Raw genomic sequence first — 25,359 nt, 5'->3', positions numbered from 1 at the left:
CAACCCAGTCTCATCTTTTACTCTTCAAAAATCCGACTTAACTCCTGCTGTACCGGCATTCCTTCCACGATCTGAATTTCACCGTCATTATCTTTATACACACTGGTTGGTGTCGCATGCATGTGTAACGCTTCCATCAAATGATTATTAGCCAAAACGCTATCGTTACCTTTAGATGCTTTTGCATTGTCTACGGTTATACCGCCTTTGTTACTCAACTGGCGATGCTGCTGGAAAGCCTCCTCAGGTGAGTCAGATCCCATAATCGTAGCCGCAACAGCCAGGCTGTTTTCCTGCAGAATACCCACAAGAATATGACGAAATTGCACCTTGCCTTCAGCAATGAAAGGATCCGCCATATCACGGAATTTATGACAGTAAGGACAAAAAGGATCAGTGAAAGTATAAACAATGCGTGGGGCATTTTTATCACCATCCTGCACCCAGTCAGTCTGTTCTAACTGTTGCCAGAGTTTTTCATTCTGTGGTTTGGTGACCAGTTGGTAGATGGCGTCAGCACCCAGATTTTTACCCTCAGCATCAATCAAGTCGCCCACTACGGCGTAGCGTTTATCCGCCGTCACATAAATACTCATCGGTTCATCTTTATAGGTACCGATATAGCCAGTTAGCTCTGAAGGCGTCTCAAAGCTATCAATAATCGTCACGCCCTGCTTTTTGATAAATGACAGCACATCACCCTGCTTATCTGTAGCGCCAGAGTGAGTAAAAATGTACACACCACCCGCAACTACAATGATTGCCAACAACAAGCCGATAAGCATTTTTTTCATCAGAGATCCTAACCCGCGTTTGAGTGTCTTAATTACGTGACTGTAAGTCAGCTAAAAAATGAATTAGTTTACCCGGCGCAGAACATTAACGCTCAGAATACAAAAAGGCGCTCCATTGAGCGCCTTTTTCGAGAGAGACTTTCTAGAAGGTATGGTGATTATTTAGACTCAGCTTTAATCACTTTATGAGCAATCATGCCAAGTCCACCGTGTAATTTGGTTGATTTCAATGTATCCAGATTACTGGGTTTACCTACGACAACAGCACCACCCATACCTAAACCGATATGAGGATCACATTGGTAAACATAAATACCTTCTTTAGTAAATTCCCGCGAGGTGTTCTGACCTATTTCAGACTTAAAGTCTTTGGCACCATCTGGCTGGAACATAAAGTGAACATTGTGGATGTCCATATTAGTCCAATAAACTGTGTCACCTGGATCGACATTGACGATCAGTGGATCAAACTTGGTTCCTTCTGCCTGAACAGTCACATCTTTAGCAAACACTAAACTACTGGAAAATAAGGTAGCCAGGGTTAAGACAGTAAGTGATTTTTTTAATGTACTCATTTTTTCTCCTTTTTATTATTAATTCCAAACATTACAGCGACAAACTCATAAGTACGGCATGACAATGTCACTGATGGTTCAAGGAGATCATGTAAAGTTATGTAAAACACTGAGATCGTTAGTGCTCAGTCTGAGCCATTGTCCGAATTTTGTCGTTGGCTTCTTCAGTTCGATAAACCAGCTTACGCACCTCATCTGCTACCACTGCAAAGCCCCTACCCGCTTCACCTGCACGGGCTGCCTCAATCGCCGCGTTCAAAGCCAGCAAATTCGTCTGTTGGGTTATTTCGGTGATCACATCAGCGACGGTGAGGATTTCCGTCATACGGGTTTCTGCCCGCTGCATTTCTAAATTATGCAGCTCACGTGCACTGTGCTCATGGCTGATATTACGAATTGCACCAGCTGATTTGACGGCAATACCTTCTTCGTTACGTATGGTGGCAGCACGTTCGCGAAACCAGACATACTCACCAGAGGCCATTTTTAAGCGGTATTCAGCCACATAAGGTGTGCTGCCAGTTTTATCGTTAATATGTTTGGTGAAGGCATCCAAGGTCACATCCATATCTTCCGGATGAATTGCTTTTAACCAACTGTCCCAACCATTTGGAAAGTCTTCCTGACGCTTATGCCCTAATAATTGGCGGAATTGCTCTGACCAGATAATCACACTCTTTTCATCATCAGGATCGCCATTCACCAGGGTTAACATCCAAACCCCTTCGGTCAAAGCTGACTTAGCCAAGTTATTGTCATCCAATTCGCTCGACAGACGCCGATTTTCACTCTGCAAATGATCCATTTCTGAATAGACAGAAGACAGTGTCTGGTTCAACGAATCTGTTTGCTGGCGAAGCTCATTCAATTCTCGCTCAAACGCTTCGCGCTGTTGTGTCAAATGTTGTTGATGGGAATGATTCAGTCGTTCGAGTTCCGCCTGATGCTCTTTTTGCAGGGATGACAGATAATCACCAATCCGTTCTATCGGAGCGCGTAAATAACCGTGCATCCAAATTGGCACACGGTTATATGGCGACTCAATCGTTTTATCGACGACTGATAAAATTGACTCAGAGACATACTGTAAACGCCCAGTATTAAATAGCTTCCACCCCATACAAGGTTTCCTTTTTTAAAGGTGATGAATACTGGAAGTTATGAAAGTAATCGCGCTCGCTTAGGATCATAAAACGGCAGTTTTACTACTGTGCCACCTAAACGTTTCTGAATACCGTCAAGCTTACCGACTTCCAGCTTTGTATCTTGTTTTGCAAACTCCGGGGCTACACGAATCATCGCAATTTGTTTACCTAACAAAGGCGAAAGAATGGCACTTGTCACAATGCCTACTGGAAATCGACCTTGATATACCAAATCACCATGAGCTGCAGATTCTCCACCTTCAAGAATCAGGCCAACTAATTTGTGTCGACTCTCCGGATTCTCCCGAGCCAGTGCTTCACGGCCAATAAAGTCCTCCTCTTTTGTACTTAATGGCACACTAAATCCGGTGCCCGCTTCAAAGGGAGTTACATCAGGACCGAACTCATATTCGGCCATGCTCAGGCCAGCTTCGACACGCAGCATATCCAACGCATCAAAGCCCATAGGCGCGATATCAAATGCTTGCCCGGCTTGCCAAATTGCATCCCATACCGCTTCAGCTGCATCCGGATGACACCAGACTTCATAACCCAGCTCACCGGTGTAGCCGGTTCTGGACACCATCAATGGCACACCATCCGGCCCACCTAAGCGGCCAATGGTGAAGTGAAACCATTTGAGTTTTTCCACACTGGTCTGGCTTTCTGACGTCCAGATAATCTGGCTGAGTAAGTCACGGCTATTTGGTCCTTGTACCGCCAGATTATGAATCTGCTCCGTGGCATTACGAATACTGACTTTAAAGCCTTTTTCTTCCGCTTTTTCTGCCATCCACACCATGGTGTAACTGTCACCACAAAACCAGCGAAAAGCCTGATCAGCCATACGGAAAATGGTGCCATCATCAATCATGCCGCCCGTTTCCAGACAAATAGCTGAGTGAGCAATTTCGCCTACCGCCATACGCCGCACATTTTGTGTCAATACATACTGTAAAAAGGCCACCGCATCAGGACCGGTAATATCAATTTTACGAAGCGGGGTTAAATCCAGCACGGCCACTCGTTCACGACAGGCCAGATATTCGGCATTGGCGCCCCAGCCTTCATATTCAGCCGCCACCCAATAGCCGGCATATTCAATAAATTTCTTGGTTAATGCAGATGTACGGTTATGAAAACCGGATGTTTTGGTCATACGAGGGTGCTCCTCAGCTGTAATTCGGTGGGCAATGGAACGTGGAAAATGGTGTTCAGCCCCATATATGCGGACGTGGATATCTGTTGGAATCCAGCCATTTGCCGGATCAATATCATCAGGGCAGGCCGATGACGCACAGATCAAATCTTTATCTGCCCGCATCAACACATAGTCACCAGGACGTGACCAGGGCTCGTCCATAAACACGGTGCCACAAGGCTCAATGCCGGTATTAAAAAACAAGTTTATTGCAGGCCAGCCTGCACGTGGTTTGATGCCATAAGGCTTAAGCACATTATTGAAGTTTTCAGTACAACTGATATGACCAAAATAACCACTGTCTTCGTAATATTTGGCCGTACAGGCAAATAAAAAGCTGTCATGACGGCCTACGGTGTCCTGCACCACTTCCACCATCGACATCATATCCGGCCCCAAAAACCGCGAATGTAATCCCGGTACAGGATTGCTTAGCCCCATCACCGTACGTGTCGCAGTGGAATCCAGACCGACTTCATTGCCCTGCTCCAGCGCCTGTTTATCAAACACAATAAAGTCAGAGCATTGCTTGCCTGATACATCGATGATCTGGATCCACTCGCCTTTTTTCACCTCATAGGTACGGGCAGACGCACGGGGAATGCGTATTTCTTTTTTTACTTCCGCGAGCGGCTCTGGCAGAACTTCATCAATGGGTTCAGCATATTTCACCACCACTTTTAATTCGGTGGGCGGTGTATGCGCTTCAATAGACATGCTGGGTCCAGCGGCGACAATCACCACCGTCAGATCGGCATAGGCTACGAATGATGATGACTCATCACCCTCCACACGTAATACCGTCTGATAATCTTTAGCTTGAATCTGCCAGCTCTCGAACTGCTTAGCTAGGGCCTTGGCTGCTGAGCCTGTTTCCTGCAACTGTTGCTGAATATTGTCGCCCGTCACCGGTAGACGGCTATCTAGTAGCTGTGGCGCGGCATGGCCATCCATATCCAGCACAATTAATTCAGCCGCCTGCTCGCCATCAACACTGATGATTTCAAGTACATCACCTACGTGTAAACGCAGCCTGATCGCCTGCTGTCCGTCAACACGGAATTGTTGGCTATCAATGGGAGATTGCAGATTCAAAAATCTGTCTTCTTCCGATTCTTCTTTAATCATTTCTAACATGATTCACCTTGTTTTCCAGCCAAAAGCTGAAGTGATTTTGTTCATATCTGGTGCAGCCCCATGAGATTTTGAACCAGAAAAGTGCACCTTATTTCGCTTCATCTCTGTTACAAAAATAAATTTCTCTGGGTTTAACAATATTTACCTTCAGGAAACATAAATCAATCCTCCTGATGGGTTACCTCATTGGTTATAAACCAGCAAAATTCGAATGAAATGGCACAAAATCTGCTGTTGTAGAACAAACATATGTAATACAGACCACCTCCTGCTGAGGTGGATGTTACAAAGGTAGTAAAGATGCTCAATATCAAACTCAAAACTTGGATAGATGGACAATCCTGGTTTGGTGAAACAGTGCGTGCTGTGACCAAAAAAAAGGAATTACCGTCTCTCGACTTCAACGATTTGGCTTTTAAACTGGCTACGGCTGAAAATATCAGCGAAACACTGCCTGCCGTACTCAAATCCTTACAGTGGCTGATAAACGATCTATTTTCACCTGCACAACAGCCAGAGCTGCTTGTTTTATTCAGCAACCCATCTACCTCAGAAACGTTTATGCACCATGGTCTGGATCAGGCTCCATCAGCAAAACTGATGCAGTCTCTGCATCATCTATTCACCGTGGGTAAAGCCCCTGATACTGACGAGATGATGAAGGTGGATGGCCTGACGATCGCACCCAGCCGTTTATTTGATCACGACAACCTAACCGTCTGGTCCTTATTTCTATTCCGTGATGCCGCGCCTAGCGCTAAACAATTAAAGTGGAAAACATCTAGCATTGAAAATACCTTATATAAAGGCTTACAAGCCTGGTATCACAATGAAAGCAAATTAAAAAAAGCGCTGGAATCCGAGCGCGCCATGTATGCAGCTGAGCTACATGATTCACTGGCACAAGTATTGGGTTACTTACGTTTGAAAAGCCTGAAGCTGGATAAACTCTGTCAGCAGGATGAGTTCAGTTCTCTAAAACCCATTACTGAAGATTTAGCTTCCTACACACAGTGTGCTTATCACCAAACCCGTGAACTCATTACATCTTCACGTCTGACCATGCAAAGTGACAATCTGTCACAAGGTGTGATTAATTCTATTAAAGAGTTTGAACATCAATCCGCCATCGTGTTTGAGCTGGATAATCGTCTGCCGTTGAATATGTTGTCACCGCAGCAGTCGATGCAAATGCTGTATATCGTGCGTGAAAGCCTCAGTAATATCGTCCGTCACTCTCATGCCACCCATGCACGTGTGGTGTTGCTGCTCAAGACCAGTTCACTGATACATATTCATATCGAAGATAACGGTACCGGCATTGACCCCGAAGCGGCTCGCAGTGACAGCTTCGGTTTACAGATCATGAAGGAACGTGCTGATCGCATCGGCGCATCATTAGTGATTAACAATCGTCCGGAAGGCGGCACCCGGGTTGATCTCAGCCTGGATCTGGAGGCGAATGAATGAGTGACACCCCTATTACCGTGGTGGTTGTCGATGATCACCCTTTATTTCGTCGTGGCGTAGTCGAGTTGCTAAATGATAGTGAGCAGATGACGGTTATCGCCGAATATGACAATGCAGAAGCCTTACTCGACAATATCGAAAACACCTATCCGGATATCTTATTGCTTGATATGCAAATGCCCGGTAAGTCAGGTCTCGGCGTATTAAAACAGTTACGCGAGCATGATAATCAATTAAAAATCATCATTATCACTGCCTGTAACGAACAGGATAAATTGCTCGAAGCCTTACGTTATGGTGCCAATGGCTATCTGCAAAAAGACACCCCGCCCGATGAAATTTTGTCGCAACTCATGTCGGTATTGCATGGCAATGTGGCGATGAACGCTGGGGCAGTCACCTCATTAGCCAGTCATCTTCGTGATAATAAGGAGGATGAAAACAGTCCATCCAATGCCATTCTGGCTCATATGACGGAGCGCGAACGAGAAACCTTGTTTTATATCGCTAAAGGGCTGAATAACAAATTGATCGCGCGTGAACTGGGCATCAGTGACGGCACCGTCAAAGTCTATGTAAAAAGTCTGCTGCGTAAGGTTAATTTACACTCACGACTGGAATTGGCCGCCTGGGCACATCGCAACCTCTCCGCTGAGTTGCTGGATAAGGAAGTGTAACCATGACACTGTTGAAGTGGCCTCGCCGTCATTCACAGGCTCAGGAAGAAGAGTCACAATTACTGCAACTGTTTAATAGTCTGAATGAAGTCGTGTTATTACTCGACAAACAGCATCAGGTGCAATTTGTTAATCAATATTGGGAAGTCATCACTGGGATTCCGGTTGAACAAACGCTGGGCCGCATGTTCTCCGATTTTCTGCATCCGGAAGAAATCCCCAGCTGGTCACAACTATTAAATAAAATCACACCTCGCCAACATGAAAACATCTGGTTTCGTTTGATTAGTGCCAGTGGCGAGCTACGTTGGTGTGAAATGCGTATTCAGTCGGTGAATAAAGATCAACCGTATCCCCTGTCTGCCACCTTATGCGATATAACGCCACAAGTACGTAATGAAGAAGTCCGCCATGCCAGTCATCGCAGCTTACAAAGTCTGGTTGATCGTTTGCCTGCCATGCTTTATCGGTCAAGAAACAATGCCAGTTGGAGTATGGAATACGTCAGTGAAGGCTGCGAGCTCATCACTGGTTACAGCGCAGAGAGCATGTTAAATCAGTCGCAAGTGTCGCTCGGTTCCATTATTCATCCGGATGATGCTACGCGTGTCTGGGATGATGTGCAGCAGGCACTGGAAACTATTTCACCGTTTGATATTCACTACCGTTTAACCAGAGCAGATGGCACTGAAGTCAGTGTTCAGGACAAAGGTCGTGGCCTGTATTCGGGAAGTGGTATGGTGCTTGGCGTTGAAGGGATTCTACTACTGACAGGAAAATCATAAGAAGCTGATTAAACTTACTTTTTTCAGACTAATCTACCCCCATTTTTACCCTTTTGGGATACCCACTCAAGAGGATTTCTCCCGCTAAAAAAGCGAGCTATTTTGGTTATTAAGCGCTGACGATTTTCGCAGCATGATTGACTAAAAATACTGATGGAGAGAACTTTATGGCAACTCGTATTGCGATACTTGGTGCAGGCCCAAGTGGTATGGCACAACTCAGAGCATTCCAATCCGCCCAGGAAAAAGGTGCAGAGATCCCTGAACTCGTTTGTTTTGAAAAACAAGCTGACTGGGGCGGCCAATGGAATTACACCTGGCGCACAGGTTTAGATGAAAATGGCGAGCCTGTTCACAGCAGTATGTATCGTTATCTATGGTCAAACGGCCCGAAAGAATGTCTTGAATTTGCTGATTATACTTTTGACGAACACTTTGGTAAGCCCATCGCCTCTTACCCGCCTCGTGAAGTGTTGTGGGACTACATCAAAGGCCGTGTTGAAAAAGCCGGCGTCAGAAAATATATCCGTTTTAATACCGCTGTTCGTCATGTTGAATTCAACGAAGACAGCCAGACTTTTACCGTCACCGTGCAGGACCACACTACTGACACGATTTACTCTGAAGAGTTTGATTATGTGGTTTGTTGTACCGGTCACTTCTCAACACCGTACGTACCTGAGTTTGAAGGTTTCGATAAATTTGGTGGCCGTATTCTGCACGCGCATGACTTCCGTGATGCACTGGAATTTAAAGACAAAACTGTCTTACTGGTGGGCAGCAGTTACTCAGCTGAAGATATCGGTTCACAATGTTATAAATACGGTGCGAAAAAACTGATCAGCTGCTACCGCACCGCACCGATGGGCTATAAATGGCCTGAAAACTGGGATGAAAGAGCCAATCTGGTTCGTGTAGATACAGAAAATGCCTACTTTGCAGATGGTTCATCAGAAAAAGTCGATGCCATTATTCTGTGTACCGGTTATATCCATCACTTCCCGTTCCTCAATGACGATCTGCGTCTGGTCACCAATAACCGTTTATGGCCGCTCAACCTTTATAAAGGCGTGGTGTGGGAAGATAATCCAAAATTCTTCTACATTGGCATGCAGGATCAATGGTACAGCTTCAATATGTTTGATGCCCAAGCCTGGTATGCCCGTGATGTGATTATGGGTCGACTGCCATTGCCATCAAAAGAAGAGATGAAAGCCGACAGCATGGCCTGGCGTGAAAAAGAACTGACGCTGGTTACGGCTGAAGAAATGTACACCTACCAGGGTGACTACATTCAGAATCTGATTGATATGACTGACTATCCGTCATTTGATATTCCGGCAACCAACAAAACTTTCCTGGAATGGAAACATCACAAAAAAGAAAACATCATGACCTTCCGTGATCATTCTTACCGTTCACTGATGACTGGCACGATGGCACCGAAACACCACACCCCATGGATAGATGCACTGGATGATTCTCTGGAAGCCTATCTCTCTGATAAGAGCGAAATTCCTGTGGCTAAAGAAGCGTAAACAACATATTCAAACTGGAGAATATCATGACGAGCGTCACCAAGATTATTGATAAAACCGTCGATCCGATTGAATCGGATTTGGATGGCTGGGTGAAACAGACGGGTAATCCCACCATGAAAACCTGGATCGAATATAAAAGTGAAGATGGCAGCATTTTATCTGGACGCTGGGAAGCGACTGAAGGCACCTATCATGCTACCTATGGTGGCTGGGAGTTTGTGCACATCATGGCAGGTAAAGCGATTGTCACGGCTGAAGGCGGTGAACCTCTTACGCTCAGTGCAGGCGAATCCATGGTGTTTGAAAAAACCTTTGTCGGTACATGGGAAATTATCGAACCGATTACCAAACACTTTGTGCTGAAACTCTAGTTGAAGATAGGTAAATGATCTGTTCCGTGGAGTGAATACCTCAGGTGTTCACTCCTTTTTTTATTAGGACATCGCTATGATTCATACCATTTTTATTGCTGAACACAGTCTTGGAAAACAGGTTCAGGTCAAGAAAATTGATCTGATCACAGCTAAAGGTATCGTCGGTGACCGTAATTTTGATCGGGCACAATGGCCGGGACAGAATATTACCTTTATTGAAATAGAAGAAATCGAAGCCTTTAACAATAACTACCAGCAACGTATTAAACTGGCCGATACCCGGCGTAATATTATCACCCAAGGTATTCGTCTGAATGACCTGGTTGGTAAAGAATTTTCGATAGGGAATGTTCGTTTCAAAGGTGTTGAACTTTGCGAACCCTGTGCCACATTGGGCAAATTACTGGGGAATGACACTCTGGCAGCAAAAGACGTCGTAAAAGCCTTTGTGCACAAAAGCGGCTTACGTGCCGATGTGCTCACTGATGGGGAAATCCATACCGGTATGAGGTTTGACGTTATATAAACGGTGTAGCGACTAAGCTGTCACTACACCCATTATTTAGTCATTCATCTGATGCAGTAACGCAAAAATGGCTTCACGGCTTTGTTGCAGGTAAGGCGTGTCATCAAATAACTCGGCTTCACTCTGTACATATTCACCATCAGGTAAAGACTTCTCGATAGCATAAAAAGCTTCTACCGTGCCGGGTTCTGCTTCTAAATGAAACTGTAATGCCCAGACATGTTGTCCCAGATGAAACCCCTGATAAGGGGTAACCAAGCTGCTGGCAAATGGAATGGCATTAACCGGCAACTCAAAACACTCACCATGCCAGCTTAATGGCTCAAATGAATCCGGCATCCAGGTGGCAGTATCATCCGTCTTAGTCACCGTATGCCAGCCAATTTCCTGCTGCTCATTCTGGTAAACCTTAGCCCCCATTGCACAGGCAATCAGTTGTCCACCCAGGCAAATGCCCAGTACTTTTTTACCAGCTTCAATCGCTTCTTTAATCAGCTTTTTCTCAGCAGGTAACCATGGATAAGTGTCTTCATCATTCACACTCATCGGGCCGCCCATGATCACTAGCCAGTCAAAGGTATCAATCGTCGGTAACGCTTCATTAAAATCCAGACGATAGGTCTGCAACTCAAAATCTTTATCAGCAAACCAACCCTGCATTGAGCCAATCCATTCACCCTCTGCATGCTGCAAAATGGCTACTTTCTGCACTGTAAATACTCCGTAAACTTTCTTTTAGAGACGCTGATTGAACTGAAACCTATCAACCATCCCTTAGATAATGATCGTATCGATCATGCTAAATAACTGTTATGGCTAGAATAGTTGAAGAAAGAAACGAAAGAAACAGTGCTTTATGATCTTTGCCGAAATCCGATATGTTTAGCTGATATGTTCCCTATCGTTAACGGTTGAGCACCTGGTGCAACATAATATCTTCCATCAGACCAATTTCATCTTCGCTGATCAGTAATGATGGCATAAATCGTATAACATCCGCCTGCGCCGCATTAATCAATAAACCCGCCTGAAACGCTCGTTTCATCAGCTCTTTGGCTACCGGACGATGAAAACAAATCGCTTGTAATAAGCCCTGACCTCTGACTGACTTGATAAGCCCATACCGGTCATGCTGCTGAAGTGTTTTTAAACTACGACTGAGCTGCTGACTTTTTTCATTCACCGCGTCCATAAAACCGGGACGTATTAACTCAGTTAATACCGCCAGCCCAACAGCTGTGGCTAAGGGGTTACCATTAAAGGTGCCGCCCTGATCACCAACGTCAAAACAGGCCACCTGATCGGTGACTAAAAGTGCAGAGAGGGGAAAGCCCCCGCCCAGACCTTTACCAAGGGTCATCATATCGGGTTGTATACCTGCATGCTGATGAGCGAATAACTGTCCTGTCCGGCCCATGCCTGTTTGCACCTCATCGACGATCAGTAACAAGTCCTGCTTTTTGGTCATGTCCCGTAGCTGTCTGAGAAAAACTGGATCAGCGGCGATGACCCCGGCTTCTCCCTGAACTGGTTCCAGCATCACCGCCACCGTGTTCTTATTAATGGCTGCTAACACGGCATTGATATCGTTCAATGGCACATGCTTAAAACCCGCTAATTTTGGAGTAAATAACTCGGCCCACTCGGGCTTGCCTGAGGCAGACATGGTCGCCAGAGTTCGACCATGAAACGCACGCTCAAAACAAATAATTTCATAAGCACCGTTTTTGTATTTGCTCCCCCATTTTCTTGCTAGTTTAATCGCCCCTTCATTTGCTTCCGCACCACTATTGGCAAAAAAGACCTGATCAAAGCCACTGTATTTAACTAATAACTGACTCAGGGCAATCATCGGTTCGTTATAAAACGCCGGACTGGGATTCATAAGTTTGGCAGCTTGCTTTGAGATTGCCTCAACAATCGCCGGATGGCTGTGCCCTAAACAATTCACTGCCCAGCCCTGAAGGAAATCCAAATAACGATTCCCCTGATTATCGGTCAACCAGGAACCCTCTCCGGCCACCATCACAATATCTGGCCGTTCGGCAATGTTCATGACTGCGTCCACGTTCCACTGTGCCATGTGTTATTCCCTCTCTACCGCCGTCATTTCGTATTCTACGGCCAGGGTTTTTAAGCCACTGTGGCTGGTTTCCAGAATGCGGCGAGACTCATGAGCCTGATATATTTCAATAGAAAACCCTTCCGTTTTCGGATAGCGAACCACCAGATCCGCCAGCACATCTTCTGCCCATGTGCTGTCAATATTCATCTGACACCAAAGTTTGTGCTGTTTTTGGATGTTGATATGGTAACGCGACTTCATGATTGTTTATCCGGTGTTGTTAAACGATGCTGCCATGATTCAACCTGTCCGGAATCAATACGCTTTTGAGCAAGGTCGCGCCAGGTTTGAGCCAGAGAAGGAATATTGACCATGTTTTTTAATGCCGTCTGGTTCAAGGTCTCTTCAAACAGATAATCTAATAATCGGGCAATAGACCAGTCAGGGTATAGGCGTTCCAGTAGCACTAAAGAATCACCGGCCTGAATATAACCGGGATTGATAACGCGGTAATACCAACCCGTCGATTTCAGTTTTTGAACCTGTTTTGCCATCTCTGGGTAGTCATAGCGCGCATTCAGTTTCCAGCATGGCTGCCTGCCTTGTGACACCTGAATAATGGCTTCACCCAACTGGAAAATATCACCAATACAGACATCCGACTCGATTAAGCCTGTGGTACTGATATTCTCACCAAATCGACCGACACTAAACGCGCCATCGGTATACTTTTTCAGGTGCTTTTGCAGTGTGGAATAATGCTCCGCGGGAAAATGATGCAGCGCTTTCTCCACGCCGCCGTGATGACGCCTGTCAGCTTGTTCATCTCCCAACAAACCTTCCGTTCCCAAATACACACGGTCCTGAATAAGGTGTTTGTTCATCGCACTCGGCTCACCATTAGGGCCTAATGGTGCTGATTTGCCTATCAGGACGGCATCCACCGTGACTATCGGTAATAACAATTTCATAATCCAATGATCTCGAGCCAGTCTGTAAAGAATAAGCGGGCTTGTTGTTCCAATTTTGGTCCGTAATGTGAGCTCGCCTCCCGTAATGTCATAACAGAGACGTCTGCCTTGGAAAGCTCACAGATATGCCCCACAAACCAATGCTCTAATGAGGCAGTGAAAACTTCAGGGTGACATTGCACTGCCATCACCTTTTCGCCCCATGAAAATATCTGGTTTTCATACCTGTCAGATGAAGCAAGTAAGGTCGCCCCAGCAGGCAAATCAAAGGTTTCGCCATGCCAGTGAAACATCGTGGTCATCGCCGATGAAAGGTGCTTAACGGGAGAGTGCTGTGCAGATGAGCTAAGACGTAAGGGATACCAGCCAATTTCAGCTTGCTTGCCAGGGTATATGTTTGCTCCCAGGGCTTTTGCGATCAGCTGTGCACCTAAACATACGCCGAGTGTGGGCAGACCCAGCTCTAGGCGCTGTTTTATCAAGGCCAACTCAGAGGCAAGAAATGGAAACAGGGCCCCATCATTAACGCTGATCGGTCCACCCAATATCAGCAGTAAATCGATCTTCGCATTGTCGAGCTGACTGAGATCGGATGTTGCGACATCAACATAAAACAATGTTATGCCTCGCTCCATAAGCACACTGCCCAATATCCCAGCATCCTCAAAAGCAAGATGTCTGAGTGCAATCGCTGTTTTCATCTCTGCTCCTAGTCAATAAGTTCATGTTCAATAGCTAACTTCACTAAGTCTGCAGTGCTGTTCAGTTCCAGCTTGCGTTTCAACTGAGTCTGGTAGGTCGCTACTGTTTTTTTACTAATACTTAATATGTCGGCGATATCACCGACTCCCTTGCCATTGGCCAACAGACATAACACTTCAAATTCACGGGTACTGAGCTTATCTATCGGGCTGTCACCCATGACATTGCACATCGCCATTTTCTGAGCCACCTCATGACTCAAATAGCTGCGTCCTTGAGCCACCTGTTTAATCGCATGAAATAAATCATCAATCGCCGTCGACTTCAGTACAAAAGATAATGCACCAGCCATTAAAGCCTGCTTGGCATACATCACGGCTGAATGCATGGAATAAATGATGATGCGCGCATCAGTATCACGTGCTTTAATTCGTCTCGCAGTCTCAATGCCGCCCATACCTGGCATGGATAAATCCAATACCACCACATCGGCTTTTTGCTGACAGTAATGCTCATACGCCAACTCACCGCTACTTACACAGGCAGACACCTGCCAGTTCATGTCTTTAAGCATCGCTTCCAGTCCGCTTCTGATGGCGGGATGATCATCGGCTATCAAGATGTTCATCTGTGTCAGTTCACTAATGGAAAAAGTGCATTGATATGTGTTCCGGCATGCTGGTTTATTTCAAATTGACCGCCCAGCGCCAGCACCCGATCACGCATACCCGTCAGCCCTAATCCAATACGTTGCCCCGAGGCTGATGACATACCCCGACCATTATCAGAAAGTGCGAACTGAATAAGGTCAGGGGCATAACACACCGTAATGGTGACAGCTGTAGCCTGAGCATGACGAACCACATTGGTGAGCCCTTCCTGTAGCAGTCGATAAATGCTGTGGGCGTGGTCACGAGGCATGGCATCCACATCGCCTTCGAGACTGAATGACACCTCTAGCTGACTTGATGCTTGCCACTGTGCCACCAATTCAGTCACTTGTTGTCTGAAGTCGACATCCTCCGGAACGGGTGATTTTATATTTTGTAATAATCCCCTCACCTGCTGATGCGTTTTATCCAGCGTGCAAAGTATCTGCTGAGCGTATTCCTGTGCTGCACCCAGTTGAGATGATCGTAAGATCCGTTCAGAAAATAATTTGATTAAAATTAACTCTTGCCCAAGCTCATCATGCAGCTCTCTCGCCAGAGACTGGTGAAATGAACTCAACTCGTCATTAACAGCCGCCATTGGCTGTTGTTCTAGTCTCGCATTCATCATTTTTACCCTTTTTACACCAAAACTGTCTGAGTGATTTCAGAATAATTCCCTGATGTGTGAGCAATTCTCTCAGAACAAAAGTTGCATGTATAAGTTTAAATATTTATGTTATTGATAACTTTTATGAATCAATTGATACGATATGGAACTCAGACATTTACGCTACTTTAAGGTCGTTGCTGAACTACAGCACTTTCATCAGGCTGCTGAAAAACTGCATATCACCCAACCGGCTTTATCTAATCAAATGAAACAACTGGAAGAGGAACTCAACATTGCTTTATTTCATCGGGTTGGTCGTCACGTCAAACTCTCGGAATCCGGTGCAAAAGTGTTGGACGTGGCCAATAAAATTCTGAATGAGGTCGACTTACTGAAAGAAGCAGTGAGTGATATTGAATCAGGTCAGACAGGCAGTTTACGTATAGGCGTTTTACAATCGATTAATGCTTTGTATTGTCGGGAAATTGTCTTAGAGTTTGACCGGCTGCATCCGGGTATCGCTCTGCACATAGAAGAGCTATCTAATCGGCAAATTGAGCAGCGTTTATTGACTGGCGATATTGATGTTGGCATCGGTTTTATTCTTGATAAGAAATACCATCATGATCTGCTTTTTGAATCTTTATTTTCTGAAGCATGGAAATTGATCATCAATCATGAGTCGGTCCAATATGCTTCAGCCATCATGCAAGGCCAGCCACATCCGCTGAAAGCCGTGTTGTTACCAGAAGGATTTGAAACCCGAAGCGTGGTTGATCAGTTTTTCGAAGATCACCAGATATTTACCAGCAAAATAACAGAAGTAAATACCATTTCCTTTATCCTGGATCTGGTTGAAAACGGCATGGCATTCAGCATTTTACCGGAGGCTTTTTCGCGGCTAAATACCTCTGCTAAACGTCGTGTATACGACTTAAGCCCCGCCCCCAAAGAACGACAAATTGGTCTGTTTACCGTCAAAGATCGACTGCGTAAAAAAAGTGTCGAACATTTCTGCACTTTAATCAGAAATCAATTGAAACAATAAAAAAAACCCGGCATGAAAACCATGCCGGGTCGAGGTCATTTACTGTGAGAATATAACCTCTTATAAGCTAAACACACTCAACACACCCCCCAGGTTTGTCCAGTTGGATAAAGCTCTATAAGCACCAACGGCACCTAAACCATCGGCATCATTTTCAAGTGATGGAATAGCCATACCAATACCAGCCCAACCACCAACACCAGACAAAATAGAAATATATTGCTTACCATCATGTTTGTAGGTGTTCACATTACCAATAATGCCCGAGGCGGTTTTAAAGCGCCAAAGCTCGCGACCTGATTGAGCATCTACTGCTTTTAAATAGCCTTCAAGCGTGCCATAAAAAACAACATCCGTAGCCGTCGCTAAAGCACCAGACCAGACTGAAAAACGCTCAGGATTAGACCAAACGATTTTACCTTCTCGGGCATCCCAGGCAATAAAGTTACCCATATTGGTGCCACCCGGTGCCGGATACATACTTAGCGTTGCCCCGACATAAGGCTGACCAGCAACGTATTCCACCTCAAATGGCTCATAATCCATACAAATATGATTTGTGGGGACGTAGAAAAGTCCAGTCCGTGGTGAGTAGGCAGCAGGTTGCATATCTTTTGAACCCTGCGCTGCAGGACAAATACCGCTGGTGGTGACATCCGGCCCATTCTTCGCCGTTGAGTATTTTGCCACCCGATCATGCAGGCCTGTTTTTAAATTGACCCCGTTTGACCAGTTCACTGTAGGGTCATATTTTTCTGCCACTAACAATTCACCATTTGCCCGATCCATCGTGTAGGCAAAACCATTACGGTCAAAATGCACCAGCGTTTTTCTTTGTTTGCCTTTGACTTTTTGATCCACCAAAATATTTTCATTGATACCGTCATAGTCCCATTCATCAAACGGTGTCATCTGATAAACCCATTTTGCCATGCCCGTATCAAGATCACGGCCGAAAATCGACATAGTCCATTTGTTATCTCCAGGACGTTGTGCAGGGTTCCACGTCGATGGATTAGCCGTCGCGTAATAGAAAGTATTCAATTCCGGATCGTAGGAATACCAACCCCATGTGGTGCCACCGCCAATTTTCCATTGATCGCCCTGCCAGCTATCCAGCGATGAATTTTTTCCTACTGGTTTTAACATTGACGTGGTTTTATCAGGATCAATCAGCATATCTTCATCTGGGCCGGTGCTATAGGCCTTGTATTTCACATTGCCATCCAGATCATAGGCCTGAACATAACCACGCACACCAAATTCACCACCGGAAATACCGACAATCACTTTATCTTTAAAAACATGAGCCGCTGCAGTACTGGTAGCACCTTTTCTTGGGTCATCACGCTTATCCGACCACACTACTTTTCCGTCTTCAGCATTCAAAGCGACTAACTTGGTATCAGCCTGATTAAGAAAAATTTTGCCATCAGCATAAGACAAGCCACGATTGACTGTGTCGCAACACATGACGGGTACAGTTTCATCGTAATTTTGCTTGGGCTCATATTTCCATTTAATGGCGCCATCATTATTTAGGTCCAGCGCATAAACAATGTTTGGAAATGGCGTATGTAGATACATCGTGCCATCAATAACTAAGGCATTTCCTTCGTGTCCACGTAAAACACCGGTCGAAAATGACCAGGCCATGCCTAAATCTTTCACATTATCTTTATTAATCTGTGTCAGCTCAGAGTAACGTTGATTATTGTAATGACCTGCAGGCATAACCCAGTTATTAGGGTTTTCCTGCATTTGTTGAAGTTCGTCAGCAGCCACCAATGCTGGCGTGGCTGATAGCAAAGCAATAGAAAGTATTTTCAGCTTCATTTCTTTGTCCTTTTATCGTTGTTTTTGGCATGTTCGACATGCCATACAACTGTATAAAAGACCGTGAGACGGGTCATTTGGACAAAGGCTTGTTTAAGACTCAGAGAAACGCTGATCTGTTCTTATCTACTTTTCATTATCAAAAATGTGAATCATGAGTACATCAACTCAATATACCTAGTTAGTGGCTGAGCGTTAACACATCGATAATTACTGGCACCACAGAAATAGCCAATAACATTCCCATGCTCAGATTAATCAGTCGCATCGCTTTATTCGAATGAATAAAAGAACGTGAAGCATGACCAAGATATAACCATAACGAAAGACAAATCGCTGTGACCACTAAAAACATAACGGCCATCAATACAATATTTCCCCAACCTGAATCCAGCGAGGAGTAGGTCGTCACGGCACCAATGGCAATAATCCAGGCTTTGGGGTTTAACCATTGGAAAATCATTCCCCCCAACACAGACATCGGTTTTTGTTGAATACCGGTGTTGGAAGACGGTTTTTGGGTGGCGATCAACCAGGCCAGATAGAGTAAATAGACAATGCCAACAACTTTTAAAATCAGATGCAACACCGGGTATTGCTTAAACAGCGTGTTCAAGCCCATACCGATGGCCAGCAACATCAATGGAAAGCCAAAACACACCCCCAAATAAAACGGCAGGGTACGTTTAACCCCGTAGTGCAGCACCGAGTTTAGAATCATGATGTTATTCGGACCCGGCGTGATGGTGGACGCAATCGCAAACAGTAAAAACGCCGTTACATTCATACACTGATCTCAGGCATAAATAATAAATCTGTCACCCCGACATCGACACCAGTCTGGTTCAGTGCTGTGGTGATTTGTCCCCGATGATGGGTTTGATGGTTAAAAAAATGAATAATCGCTTGAGTGAAATCGACATTCTTTTCGGCAGCAGCTGCCAGACTGGTATAGACCAAGCGTTCTGGCAGAACTGTCTCATCGAGTGAAGCTGCCCAATCAAGTATCTCCAGATCTAATTCATCACGCGCTTTTTTTAGCTCCGTGAACTCACTGTAAAGTTCCTGATCCAATGCCTTCAGATCAGCTGAAGGAATCTGACCTTTAAATCGGTCTAGCCACATCCGATCGCACAACAATAGGTGATTTAAGGTGCCATGAATGGATTTGAAAAACAGTCCACAGTCGGCCTTGCGATCCTGATCACTTAATTGACTGGCTGCCAGATAAACAGACTGGTTCATCCATTGGTTATAACGTGCCATTAACTCCGTATAAATCGCGATATCCAGCTTCATCACAAGCTCCTTCATTGAGAGCAAAGAAGAAAATTCTAAATCATTCCATCTTATTTTTTTCAATCAAAATCAGTGGCTAAGGCAAGTTTATGATGTCTTTTTTTGAAGGTTTTAGTAATAAAAGTGAAAATCATCCACCGGCAACTCATTGATTATGCAAGTACTTAACGATAGAACAAAAACGCGATTAAGACTGCATAGCAATAGCATAGTCAGAGTTTGTCTTATAGAAAAATGAGCCAAACACTCAGACTTTTGAAAGCCGATCCTATTTGATCCATAGCAGTTGTCAGCGAAGTAGCTACCTTACTGCGCCACCAACGTATCAGCCCGATAAAATGCACCTGCATTTTCACCCAAGACTTTCACTAGTTTGGGCAGTAATGCCGTCATGGTCTCCATCAATTGCCAGGGTGGATTGATGACATAGATGCCCGATGACGTCATACCACGTGTGGAAGCATCCGCATCCAACCCTAGTTCATAGCGTTGTATATGAGTGATACCACTATTAATCAACTGTTTATCCAGGCGGTTAATACGTGACCTGTCGACCACCGGATACCAGATTGCATATGTACCAGTAGCAAACTTTTTGTGGGCTTTCTCGACCGTATGAAACACCTCATCGTAATCCGATTTGATCTCATAAGACGGGTCAATCAACACCAATGCCCGACGTGACTCCGGCGGTAATAAACTCAGCAAACCTTTCAAGCCATCTTCTCGCCGAACACGAGCCTGCTTATATTGGCGCAGGTTATTGGTCAGAAATACACTATCTTCCGAATGCAACTCAAAACACCATGCCTGATCCTGAGCACGTAAATATTGCATCGCCAATAAGGGTGAGCCAGGGTAAAACGTCAGATCATTGCCATCATTCACCGTCTTCACTGCCGTCTGATACGCCGCCAACTCTGGCCAGTCCAGATGAAACACCTTAGCAATACCTTTCTGATATTCCTGAAGTTTTTCTGCATGGTCTGAACGCAGGTGATATAGCCCCGCCCCTGAATGGGTATCAATATAACTAAAGGCTTTCTCTTTTTTCACCATATGCTGAAGCAACTCGATCAGCACGATATGTTTCAACACATCCGCGAAATTACCCGCATGGTATGAGTGACGATAACTTAACAAAGCAAATTCCTATGCAGGTGAATGACAGTATTCTGCAAATTATGCCTGTTAGTTACTGGTTTGAGTGGAAAATGTTTTGAAACTAAAAATTCATGGTTACTAGGATGAACGTGGGTAGAAAAGGATTAATCGATTAGTTTGCTTGATCAAGTTAAGACCGTTACTGAGCCTATCGATTCCAGATGCTTTTGCCTTACCCCACTAATGATTTTTTTATTCACCAATCGGTAGATACGACAGGAAAGTATGACTCACTTTCCTGCCGCTTTTTATATTCAATCTAGATACTCATTTGAGAGGACATGGTCTGTGCAAATTCACGGTAGCTATGCAATGGTCGGCCAAGCATTTGAGTCAGACGCTCAATATCACCATTCTGTGAGATCATGCCGTCACTGACATAACGTTCAGCCATCAGACGCATTTCATAGGCCGTCCATTTCGGCATAAAGGTCGCCATATTCTGTTCAAACTGGCTGGGATCGTCTCCACCATAGTTCACCGTTCGACCGAGGACGTCAGACCAGATTTCAGCCACGGCTACTCCTGTTAAATTGTCAGGACCAACCAGATTGATATTGGTAATGGATTGCTTACCCTGACCCTTATCACATCGGAGCAACTCTATTGCCGCTACCTCAGCAATGTCACGAACATCGACCATGGCAACCCCTTTGCTTCCGATCGGCATCGGATAGATACCATAATTGACAATCACATCCCTAATCATCTGATCATTGTCTATAAAATAGGCCGGACGCAGAATAGTCCCACTGAACCCATGATGCTCCAGCATACGCTCAGCACCATATTTCACAGCAAAATGTGGCACATTAACCGCTTTATCAGCCTCAAATACCGATAGATAAACGACATGTTCTACACCAGACTCTTTAGCAATGTTTAAGGTTATTAGTGCCTGAGTAAACTCGTCACCAGTGACGGCATTGAGCAAGAACATACTTGTCACACCAGTAAAAGCGTTACGTAAAGCATCAATATCAAGCAAATCACCTTTCACGACATCAACGCCGTGCGGGAAGCTGGTTTTTGATGGATCACGTGTCAACACTCGAACATGTGCATCGCGATGGATGAGTTGGTCTACGACATGCTGACCGACACGGCCAGTAGCACCAGTTACAAGAATAGTCATAAATTTTCTCCAATTAAAAAGTTAAGGTGTTGTGTGGCTACTGGTCATACTCTATTAGTTTCACTAAAGGCACGATAGGTGCTATATTTGGACAAACTGTCTCATATACGGAACACTATGAATCTACTTGCACTGGCTGATTTCAATCTAGTTGCCAAACATGGTGGGGTTGGGCGAGCTGCCCGAGCTACGGGTCGTGCCAAAGCCACCCTTTCACGTCGAGTTAGTGAATTGGAGAGCAGTCTTCAACTGAGACTTTTCGAACGCGGTTCGCATAACCTCAAATTGACTCAAGAGGGAATCGCCCTCTACGAGCGAACGAAAACTTTATTTACCGAGTTGGATGAGACCATTAATTCAGTCACTTCAGGTGCAACCCAACCTTCAGGGCGATTACGCATCAGCGCGCCACTATTATTCTGCCAACTTGCAATGGGTAAGCTTGCCGCTGAATTCGCTATGAAATATCCAGATGTACAACTTGAAGTTACGACAGAGGATCGACCCGTAGATATGGTTGAAGAGGCTTATGATCTGGTTATAAGGGTGAATCCCGACATCGATGAAAACCTTTATGGTCGTGTATTTTTAAGAGATCGACTGCTGGTTGTTGCTAGTCCAGACTTGATACGCCCATCCAAAAAACAGTCGATCTCGGTGGTTGTTCGCGGAAACAGTCCCACCCCATCAACATGGCACATAGTGACGCCTTCAGGCAAAGAACATCTTACATTGACTCCAAAGCTCCATCTTTCGTCAATAATTATGGTGCGCGATGCAGTCCGTGCCGGTGCTGGTGCCGGCTTACTACCTGTTTCTCTGGTCAGTGAGGATTTGAAAACGGGACGACTCGTGTCGTGGGGAGAAACCGAAGGTCCAGAAATTACCCTTTGGGCTCTCTATCCGTCTCGGCGACTGCTCAATGCGCGTGTTACCGCATTTCTGGATTTTTTAAAAGAAGCTTTTCCCACTGGTGAACCTGAAGAACTCGCTGCGTACGTGGGCGCATAATATCAACGATGAAAGTGAACACCATGGAATCAATAAGCTCAAAATCACCCATTTTTGCTGACTTCTGACTGCTTCATCACTCATTACACACATTTTTGAACTCATCAGATGCTCATAGAGTGCCCTGGCCGTTGTGTGGCTTCCATCTAATGATTCTTATATGTATCAAGAATCAGTCACTTATGTTCCATCAGGAATCTATGGTCATTCGCTCATCAAAATGACTTATTTATACTCATTTTGAAACAGCTTGACCCTGTTTCGACCATGTCTCTTCGCCTCGTACATAGCAAAATCAGCACAATTTAACAGCCCATCCTCTTCCGTGCTGTGCAGTGGATAAAGTGCAACGCCAATGCTGGCACCGACACTGACGCTTAAACCCTCAAATGTCATAGGGCTTTGCAAAACTTCCAGTACTTTCTCAGCGACTTGCAAGGCGGCCTGCTCATCAGTGACTTTATGCAGCAACACGACAAACTCATCACCACCTAGTCTGGCAACTGAATCAGGCTTACGCAGACATGCACGGATTCGTTCGGCACACTGAACCAACACAGCGTCACCCACATCATGTCCGTAAGTATCATTAATTGGTTTGAATTCATCCAAATCGATAAACATCAAGGCTAACGCGTATTTATCCCGTTCGGCCATGGTCATCGCCAAATGCAGTCGTTCTCTGAATAAGATTCGATTTGGCAATCCGGTCAGTGCATCGTGATGAGCGAGATGCTGGGCGTGCTCTTCCATGACTTTCCTATCTGTAATATCGTAAAACCAAGCCAGAATCATTTGCTTGCTGTGATATTCAATTTGAAGATAGGAGGCGAGAACCCATTTAGTTGTTTGCTGGCTATCAGCAATGTGGAGTTCAACTAATTGGTTATTCACCTGCTGACCGAACTCAATTAACTTCACCGTATCATCATATTCAACCTTATTCGCGTAATAACGTCGAAGCGTGACGCCTAAAGCTTCCTGATGTTTCTTTTCGATTAAAGAAGCATAACTTTTATTCGCAAAGACCACTTCTTGTGTATCGGTATCAATAATCGATGCCGCGGTGGGGCTAAAGTCCAACATCATTCGCAAGCGTGATTCGCTCTCTAATGCTTTTATACGTAATCTGGCATTTTCCAGAAAAGTTTCGCCTGACTTTCTTGCCATCAGAAAGACAAAAAACAAAAATAGCAACAGCATGGCACTCATGCCATATGTGATGGGTTCACCTTGCTGAATAAGAATCAGAATATGTGGAATCATCGACGGAAGAACAAAAGCCACAACCGACCTTCGATCAACTGAGAGTGTAGCCATACCGCCAGAAGACAATCCGCCAATGGTGAATGATAAGAATGTCTGATAAGCCATACTATCTTGCGGCATTAGGATCACGCCACCTACACCCCAAATGCTGCCGGTGACGAAAATACTGAAACGAAAGTACTGAATCCAGCGAGCCTGACTACGCTCTGTTTTGTCCTCATCTCGCTGCCAGTAAACCAACAAAACGCATCTTGAGATCAAAACCGTCACCAACACCGCATACCAACTTAATGAGGTTGAAACGGGAATCACAGGAAGCTGGACTATAATCAGTATCAAGCCCACGGTGGCATTGATAGTGATAGAAAAAATGCTGCCAGAAAAAAGCATTTTGACTTTCTGTTCTAAAACGCTTTCAACGAAAACTGGCTGGTCAGATCTGCTCTGGCACATCTGAAGACCTAAACGGATCTTTTATTACGAACGCTATTTTTACTCTTCACGTTTCACTCCCCCAGCATTTTTTTGATTGGGTGAGTTCATCTTATACCCGTATGTAAATAGAAGCCACAGAAGCAATCACTCTGTTTACCTCACTCTGAATAAAGCATGCTTCTATTGGTATGAAACCCAGTTAATTGTTTTCAAGGGTTTATTTTGCTAGGGTAAATTTAAAGTAGCGGTAGAATAAAATCCGTTCGGTAATGACTTATTTTTACCACCCATATAATCAATTACATATTTGATAAAACCTTTTTGACAACAGCTATGCCGCCTTAGCGGTTATCAATCTCACTCATCTTAAAATTATCAAACAAGTCATTCCATCCTCTTGTAATAGCGAGAAGTCTTTTTTTCACTAACTCAAGGAACAGCAAAATGACACTACACAAAACAGACACAGAAATATCAACAAACCTTTCGAGTATTATTGCGGCTTCGATGAGGCTCTCAGATGAAGAAGAAAAAGAAGCAGAAGAAACGCCTGAAGCACCAAAGCCCTCAGAAGGTACATATCAACCAGACGATCCTGACGAGAAAAAACAGAAAGATGCCGAAAAGGCACCGATTATGCCTCAACCACCAACGCCGCCATCAAAGCACTAATCATTCAGCTCAAGTAAGATCCGTGTTTGATTTAAAAACCGGCCTATCCCCTTAATGCTTCAGTGGCAGTGATAAGGCTTTGAACCCGCATGACAGCATTTTCCTGGAGGACTGTCTTTACGACAGCCTCCGCTGTGAGCGAATGCCGTTGTGGTAAAGACTAAAATTGAAACCAGTAATACGAGTTTTCTCATAGAAGCCTCCAAAACCATCATCGACATATAAATCTAAAGAATCAATCACTCTGACCCTGAGCTATCCCCA

General features: G+C 44.9%; 26 protein-coding genes. 9 read left to right on the top strand and 17 right to left on the bottom strand.

The genetic code is table 11. The features are described from left to right. Positions 1-17: 17 nt before the first annotated feature. The 4 genes from dsbG to B2248_RS11950 all read right to left on the bottom strand — a co-directional run bounded on the left by dsbG (position 18) and on the right by B2248_RS11950 (position 4,852). Positions 18-794 carry a thiol:disulfide interchange protein DsbG gene (gene dsbG / locus B2248_RS11965; protein ID WP_273180947.1) on the bottom strand — a complete coding sequence of 259 codons (777 nt, stop codon included), beginning with the start codon at positions 792-794 and terminating at the stop codon, positions 18-20. Between the two features lie 158 nt (positions 795-952). Further along, positions 953-1,369 (bottom strand): plastocyanin/azurin family copper-binding protein, encoded by a 417-nt coding sequence (locus tag B2248_RS11960; protein ID WP_273180945.1) that lies wholly within the window; start codon positions 1,367-1,369, stop codon positions 953-955. Between the two features lie 118 nt (positions 1,370-1,487). Beyond that, complete coding sequence (locus B2248_RS14785; protein WP_413661958.1) at positions 1,488-2,489, bottom strand: methyl-accepting chemotaxis protein; 1,002 nt, start codon at positions 2,487-2,489, stop codon at positions 1,488-1,490. A gap of 38 nt (positions 2,490-2,527) precedes the next feature. Then, positions 2,528-4,852: a DUF1989 domain-containing protein gene (locus B2248_RS11950; RefSeq protein WP_273180941.1), complete on the bottom strand. Its 2,325-nt coding sequence runs from the start codon at positions 4,850-4,852 to the stop codon at positions 2,528-2,530. Between the two features lie 300 nt (positions 4,853-5,152). On the opposite strand from B2248_RS11950, the gene B2248_RS11945 reads away from it, so the two are divergent. The 6 genes from B2248_RS11945 to B2248_RS11920 all read left to right on the top strand — a co-directional run bounded on the left by B2248_RS11945 (position 5,153) and on the right by B2248_RS11920 (position 10,225). Further along, on the top strand, positions 5,153-6,322 hold the full coding sequence (locus tag B2248_RS11945) for a sensor histidine kinase (RefSeq protein ID WP_273180938.1): 1,170 nt from the start codon (positions 5,153-5,155) through the stop codon (positions 6,320-6,322). Then, positions 6,319-6,999, top strand: a complete 681-nt coding sequence (locus B2248_RS11940) for a response regulator (protein ID WP_273180935.1) — start codon at positions 6,319-6,321, stop codon at positions 6,997-6,999. Before B2248_RS11945 ends, B2248_RS11940 begins: the two co-directional genes overlap by 4 nt. A 2-nt stretch (positions 7,000-7,001) precedes the next feature. Next, complete coding sequence (locus tag B2248_RS11935; RefSeq protein WP_273180932.1) at positions 7,002-7,784, top strand: PAS domain-containing protein; 783 nt, start codon at positions 7,002-7,004, stop codon at positions 7,782-7,784. A 167-nt stretch (positions 7,785-7,951) separates the two neighbouring features. Further along, entirely contained in the window at positions 7,952-9,322 is a 1,371-nt protein-coding gene (locus tag B2248_RS11930) for an NAD(P)-binding domain-containing protein (protein ID WP_273180930.1), read from the top strand. A gap of 26 nt (positions 9,323-9,348) precedes the next feature. Then, the gene (locus tag B2248_RS11925; RefSeq protein ID WP_273180927.1) at positions 9,349-9,696 is read left to right on the top strand and encodes a cupin domain-containing protein; all 348 of its coding nucleotides are present in this window, start codon (positions 9,349-9,351) and stop codon (positions 9,694-9,696) included. Between the two features lie 76 nt (positions 9,697-9,772). Continuing rightward, a complete protein-coding gene (locus tag B2248_RS11920; protein ID WP_273180922.1) occupies positions 9,773-10,225 on the top strand; it encodes an MOSC domain-containing protein in 453 nt (150 codons plus the stop codon). 36 nt (positions 10,226-10,261) lie between these two features. Here the strand turns inward: B2248_RS11920 and B2248_RS11915 are convergent, their stop codons facing one another. From B2248_RS11915 to B2248_RS11885, 7 genes are all read right to left on the bottom strand, one after another. After that, on the bottom strand, positions 10,262-10,936 hold the full coding sequence (locus B2248_RS11915) for a type 1 glutamine amidotransferase (protein WP_273180920.1): 675 nt from the start codon (positions 10,934-10,936) through the stop codon (positions 10,262-10,264). Positions 10,937-11,129: 193 nt separating this feature from the next. Next, positions 11,130-12,308 (bottom strand): acetylornithine transaminase, encoded by a 1,179-nt coding sequence (locus B2248_RS11910; protein WP_273180918.1) that lies wholly within the window; start codon positions 12,306-12,308, stop codon positions 11,130-11,132. Between the two features lie 3 nt (positions 12,309-12,311). Continuing rightward, a complete protein-coding gene (locus B2248_RS11905; protein ID WP_273180915.1) occupies positions 12,312-12,551 on the bottom strand; it encodes a hypothetical protein in 240 nt (79 codons plus the stop codon). Beyond that, positions 12,548-13,261 (bottom strand): MOSC domain-containing protein, encoded by a 714-nt coding sequence (locus B2248_RS11900; protein ID WP_273180913.1) that lies wholly within the window; start codon positions 13,259-13,261, stop codon positions 12,548-12,550. The genes B2248_RS11905 and B2248_RS11900 overlap by 4 nt, the downstream gene beginning before the upstream one ends. Next, complete coding sequence (locus B2248_RS11895; RefSeq protein ID WP_273180911.1) at positions 13,258-13,962, bottom strand: glutamine amidotransferase; 705 nt, start codon at positions 13,960-13,962, stop codon at positions 13,258-13,260. Before B2248_RS11895 ends, B2248_RS11900 begins: the two co-directional genes overlap by 4 nt. A gap of 8 nt (positions 13,963-13,970) precedes the next feature. Next, a complete protein-coding gene (locus B2248_RS11890; protein ID WP_273180908.1) occupies positions 13,971-14,591 on the bottom strand; it encodes a response regulator in 621 nt (206 codons plus the stop codon). 5 nt (positions 14,592-14,596) lie between these two features. Then, complete coding sequence (locus tag B2248_RS11885) at positions 14,597-15,241, bottom strand: sensor histidine kinase (protein ID WP_273180905.1); 645 nt, start codon at positions 15,239-15,241, stop codon at positions 14,597-14,599. 145 nt (positions 15,242-15,386) lie between these two features. Here B2248_RS11885 and B2248_RS11880 point away from each other — a divergent pair, with 145 nt between their 5' ends. Next, positions 15,387-16,274 (top strand): LysR family transcriptional regulator, encoded by an 888-nt coding sequence (locus B2248_RS11880; RefSeq protein WP_273180903.1) that lies wholly within the window; start codon positions 15,387-15,389, stop codon positions 16,272-16,274. A gap of 60 nt (positions 16,275-16,334) precedes the next feature. Here the strand turns inward: B2248_RS11880 and B2248_RS11875 are convergent, their stop codons facing one another. The 5 genes from B2248_RS11875 to B2248_RS11855 all read right to left on the bottom strand — a co-directional run bounded on the left by B2248_RS11875 (position 16,335) and on the right by B2248_RS11855 (position 21,708). Continuing rightward, on the bottom strand, positions 16,335-18,110 hold the full coding sequence (locus B2248_RS11875; protein WP_273180901.1) for a methanol/ethanol family PQQ-dependent dehydrogenase: 1,776 nt from the start codon (positions 18,108-18,110) through the stop codon (positions 16,335-16,337). A gap of 181 nt (positions 18,111-18,291) precedes the next feature. Further along, entirely contained in the window at positions 18,292-18,897 is a 606-nt protein-coding gene (locus tag B2248_RS11870) for a LysE family translocator (RefSeq protein WP_273180900.1), read from the bottom strand. Then, a complete protein-coding gene (locus tag B2248_RS11865; protein ID WP_273180898.1) occupies positions 18,894-19,409 on the bottom strand; it encodes a DinB family protein in 516 nt (171 codons plus the stop codon). Before B2248_RS11865 ends, B2248_RS11870 begins: the two co-directional genes overlap by 4 nt. A gap of 306 nt (positions 19,410-19,715) precedes the next feature. Next, positions 19,716-20,552 (bottom strand): 23S rRNA (adenine(2030)-N(6))-methyltransferase RlmJ, encoded by an 837-nt coding sequence (locus tag B2248_RS11860; RefSeq protein ID WP_273180895.1) that lies wholly within the window; start codon positions 20,550-20,552, stop codon positions 19,716-19,718. A 280-nt stretch (positions 20,553-20,832) separates the two neighbouring features. Then, on the bottom strand, positions 20,833-21,708 hold the full coding sequence (locus B2248_RS11855; RefSeq protein ID WP_273180894.1) for an SDR family oxidoreductase: 876 nt from the start codon (positions 21,706-21,708) through the stop codon (positions 20,833-20,835). Between the two features lie 117 nt (positions 21,709-21,825). Between B2248_RS11855 and B2248_RS11850 the strand changes: the two genes are divergently transcribed. Beyond that, a complete protein-coding gene (locus tag B2248_RS11850) occupies positions 21,826-22,719 on the top strand; it encodes a LysR family transcriptional regulator (protein ID WP_273180892.1) in 894 nt (297 codons plus the stop codon). A gap of 225 nt (positions 22,720-22,944) precedes the next feature. On the opposite strand, the gene B2248_RS11845 is transcribed toward B2248_RS11850, so the two are convergent. Further along, on the bottom strand, positions 22,945-24,441 hold the full coding sequence (locus tag B2248_RS11845; protein ID WP_273180890.1) for a sensor domain-containing diguanylate cyclase: 1,497 nt from the start codon (positions 24,439-24,441) through the stop codon (positions 22,945-22,947). Between the two features lie 426 nt (positions 24,442-24,867). On the opposite strand from B2248_RS11845, the gene B2248_RS11840 reads away from it, so the two are divergent. Beyond that, positions 24,868-25,095 (top strand): hypothetical protein, encoded by a 228-nt coding sequence (locus B2248_RS11840; RefSeq protein WP_273180887.1) that lies wholly within the window; start codon positions 24,868-24,870, stop codon positions 25,093-25,095. Positions 25,096-25,359 lie beyond the last annotated feature (264 nt).

The organism is Methylophaga sp. UBA2012 (assembly GCF_002335235.1).
Lineage (GTDB): Bacteria > Pseudomonadota > Gammaproteobacteria > Nitrosococcales > Methylophagaceae > Methylophaga > Methylophaga thalassica.
The sequence above is the reverse complement of the archived record's forward strand: the minus strand, read 5'-3'. Positions and strand labels throughout refer to the sequence as shown.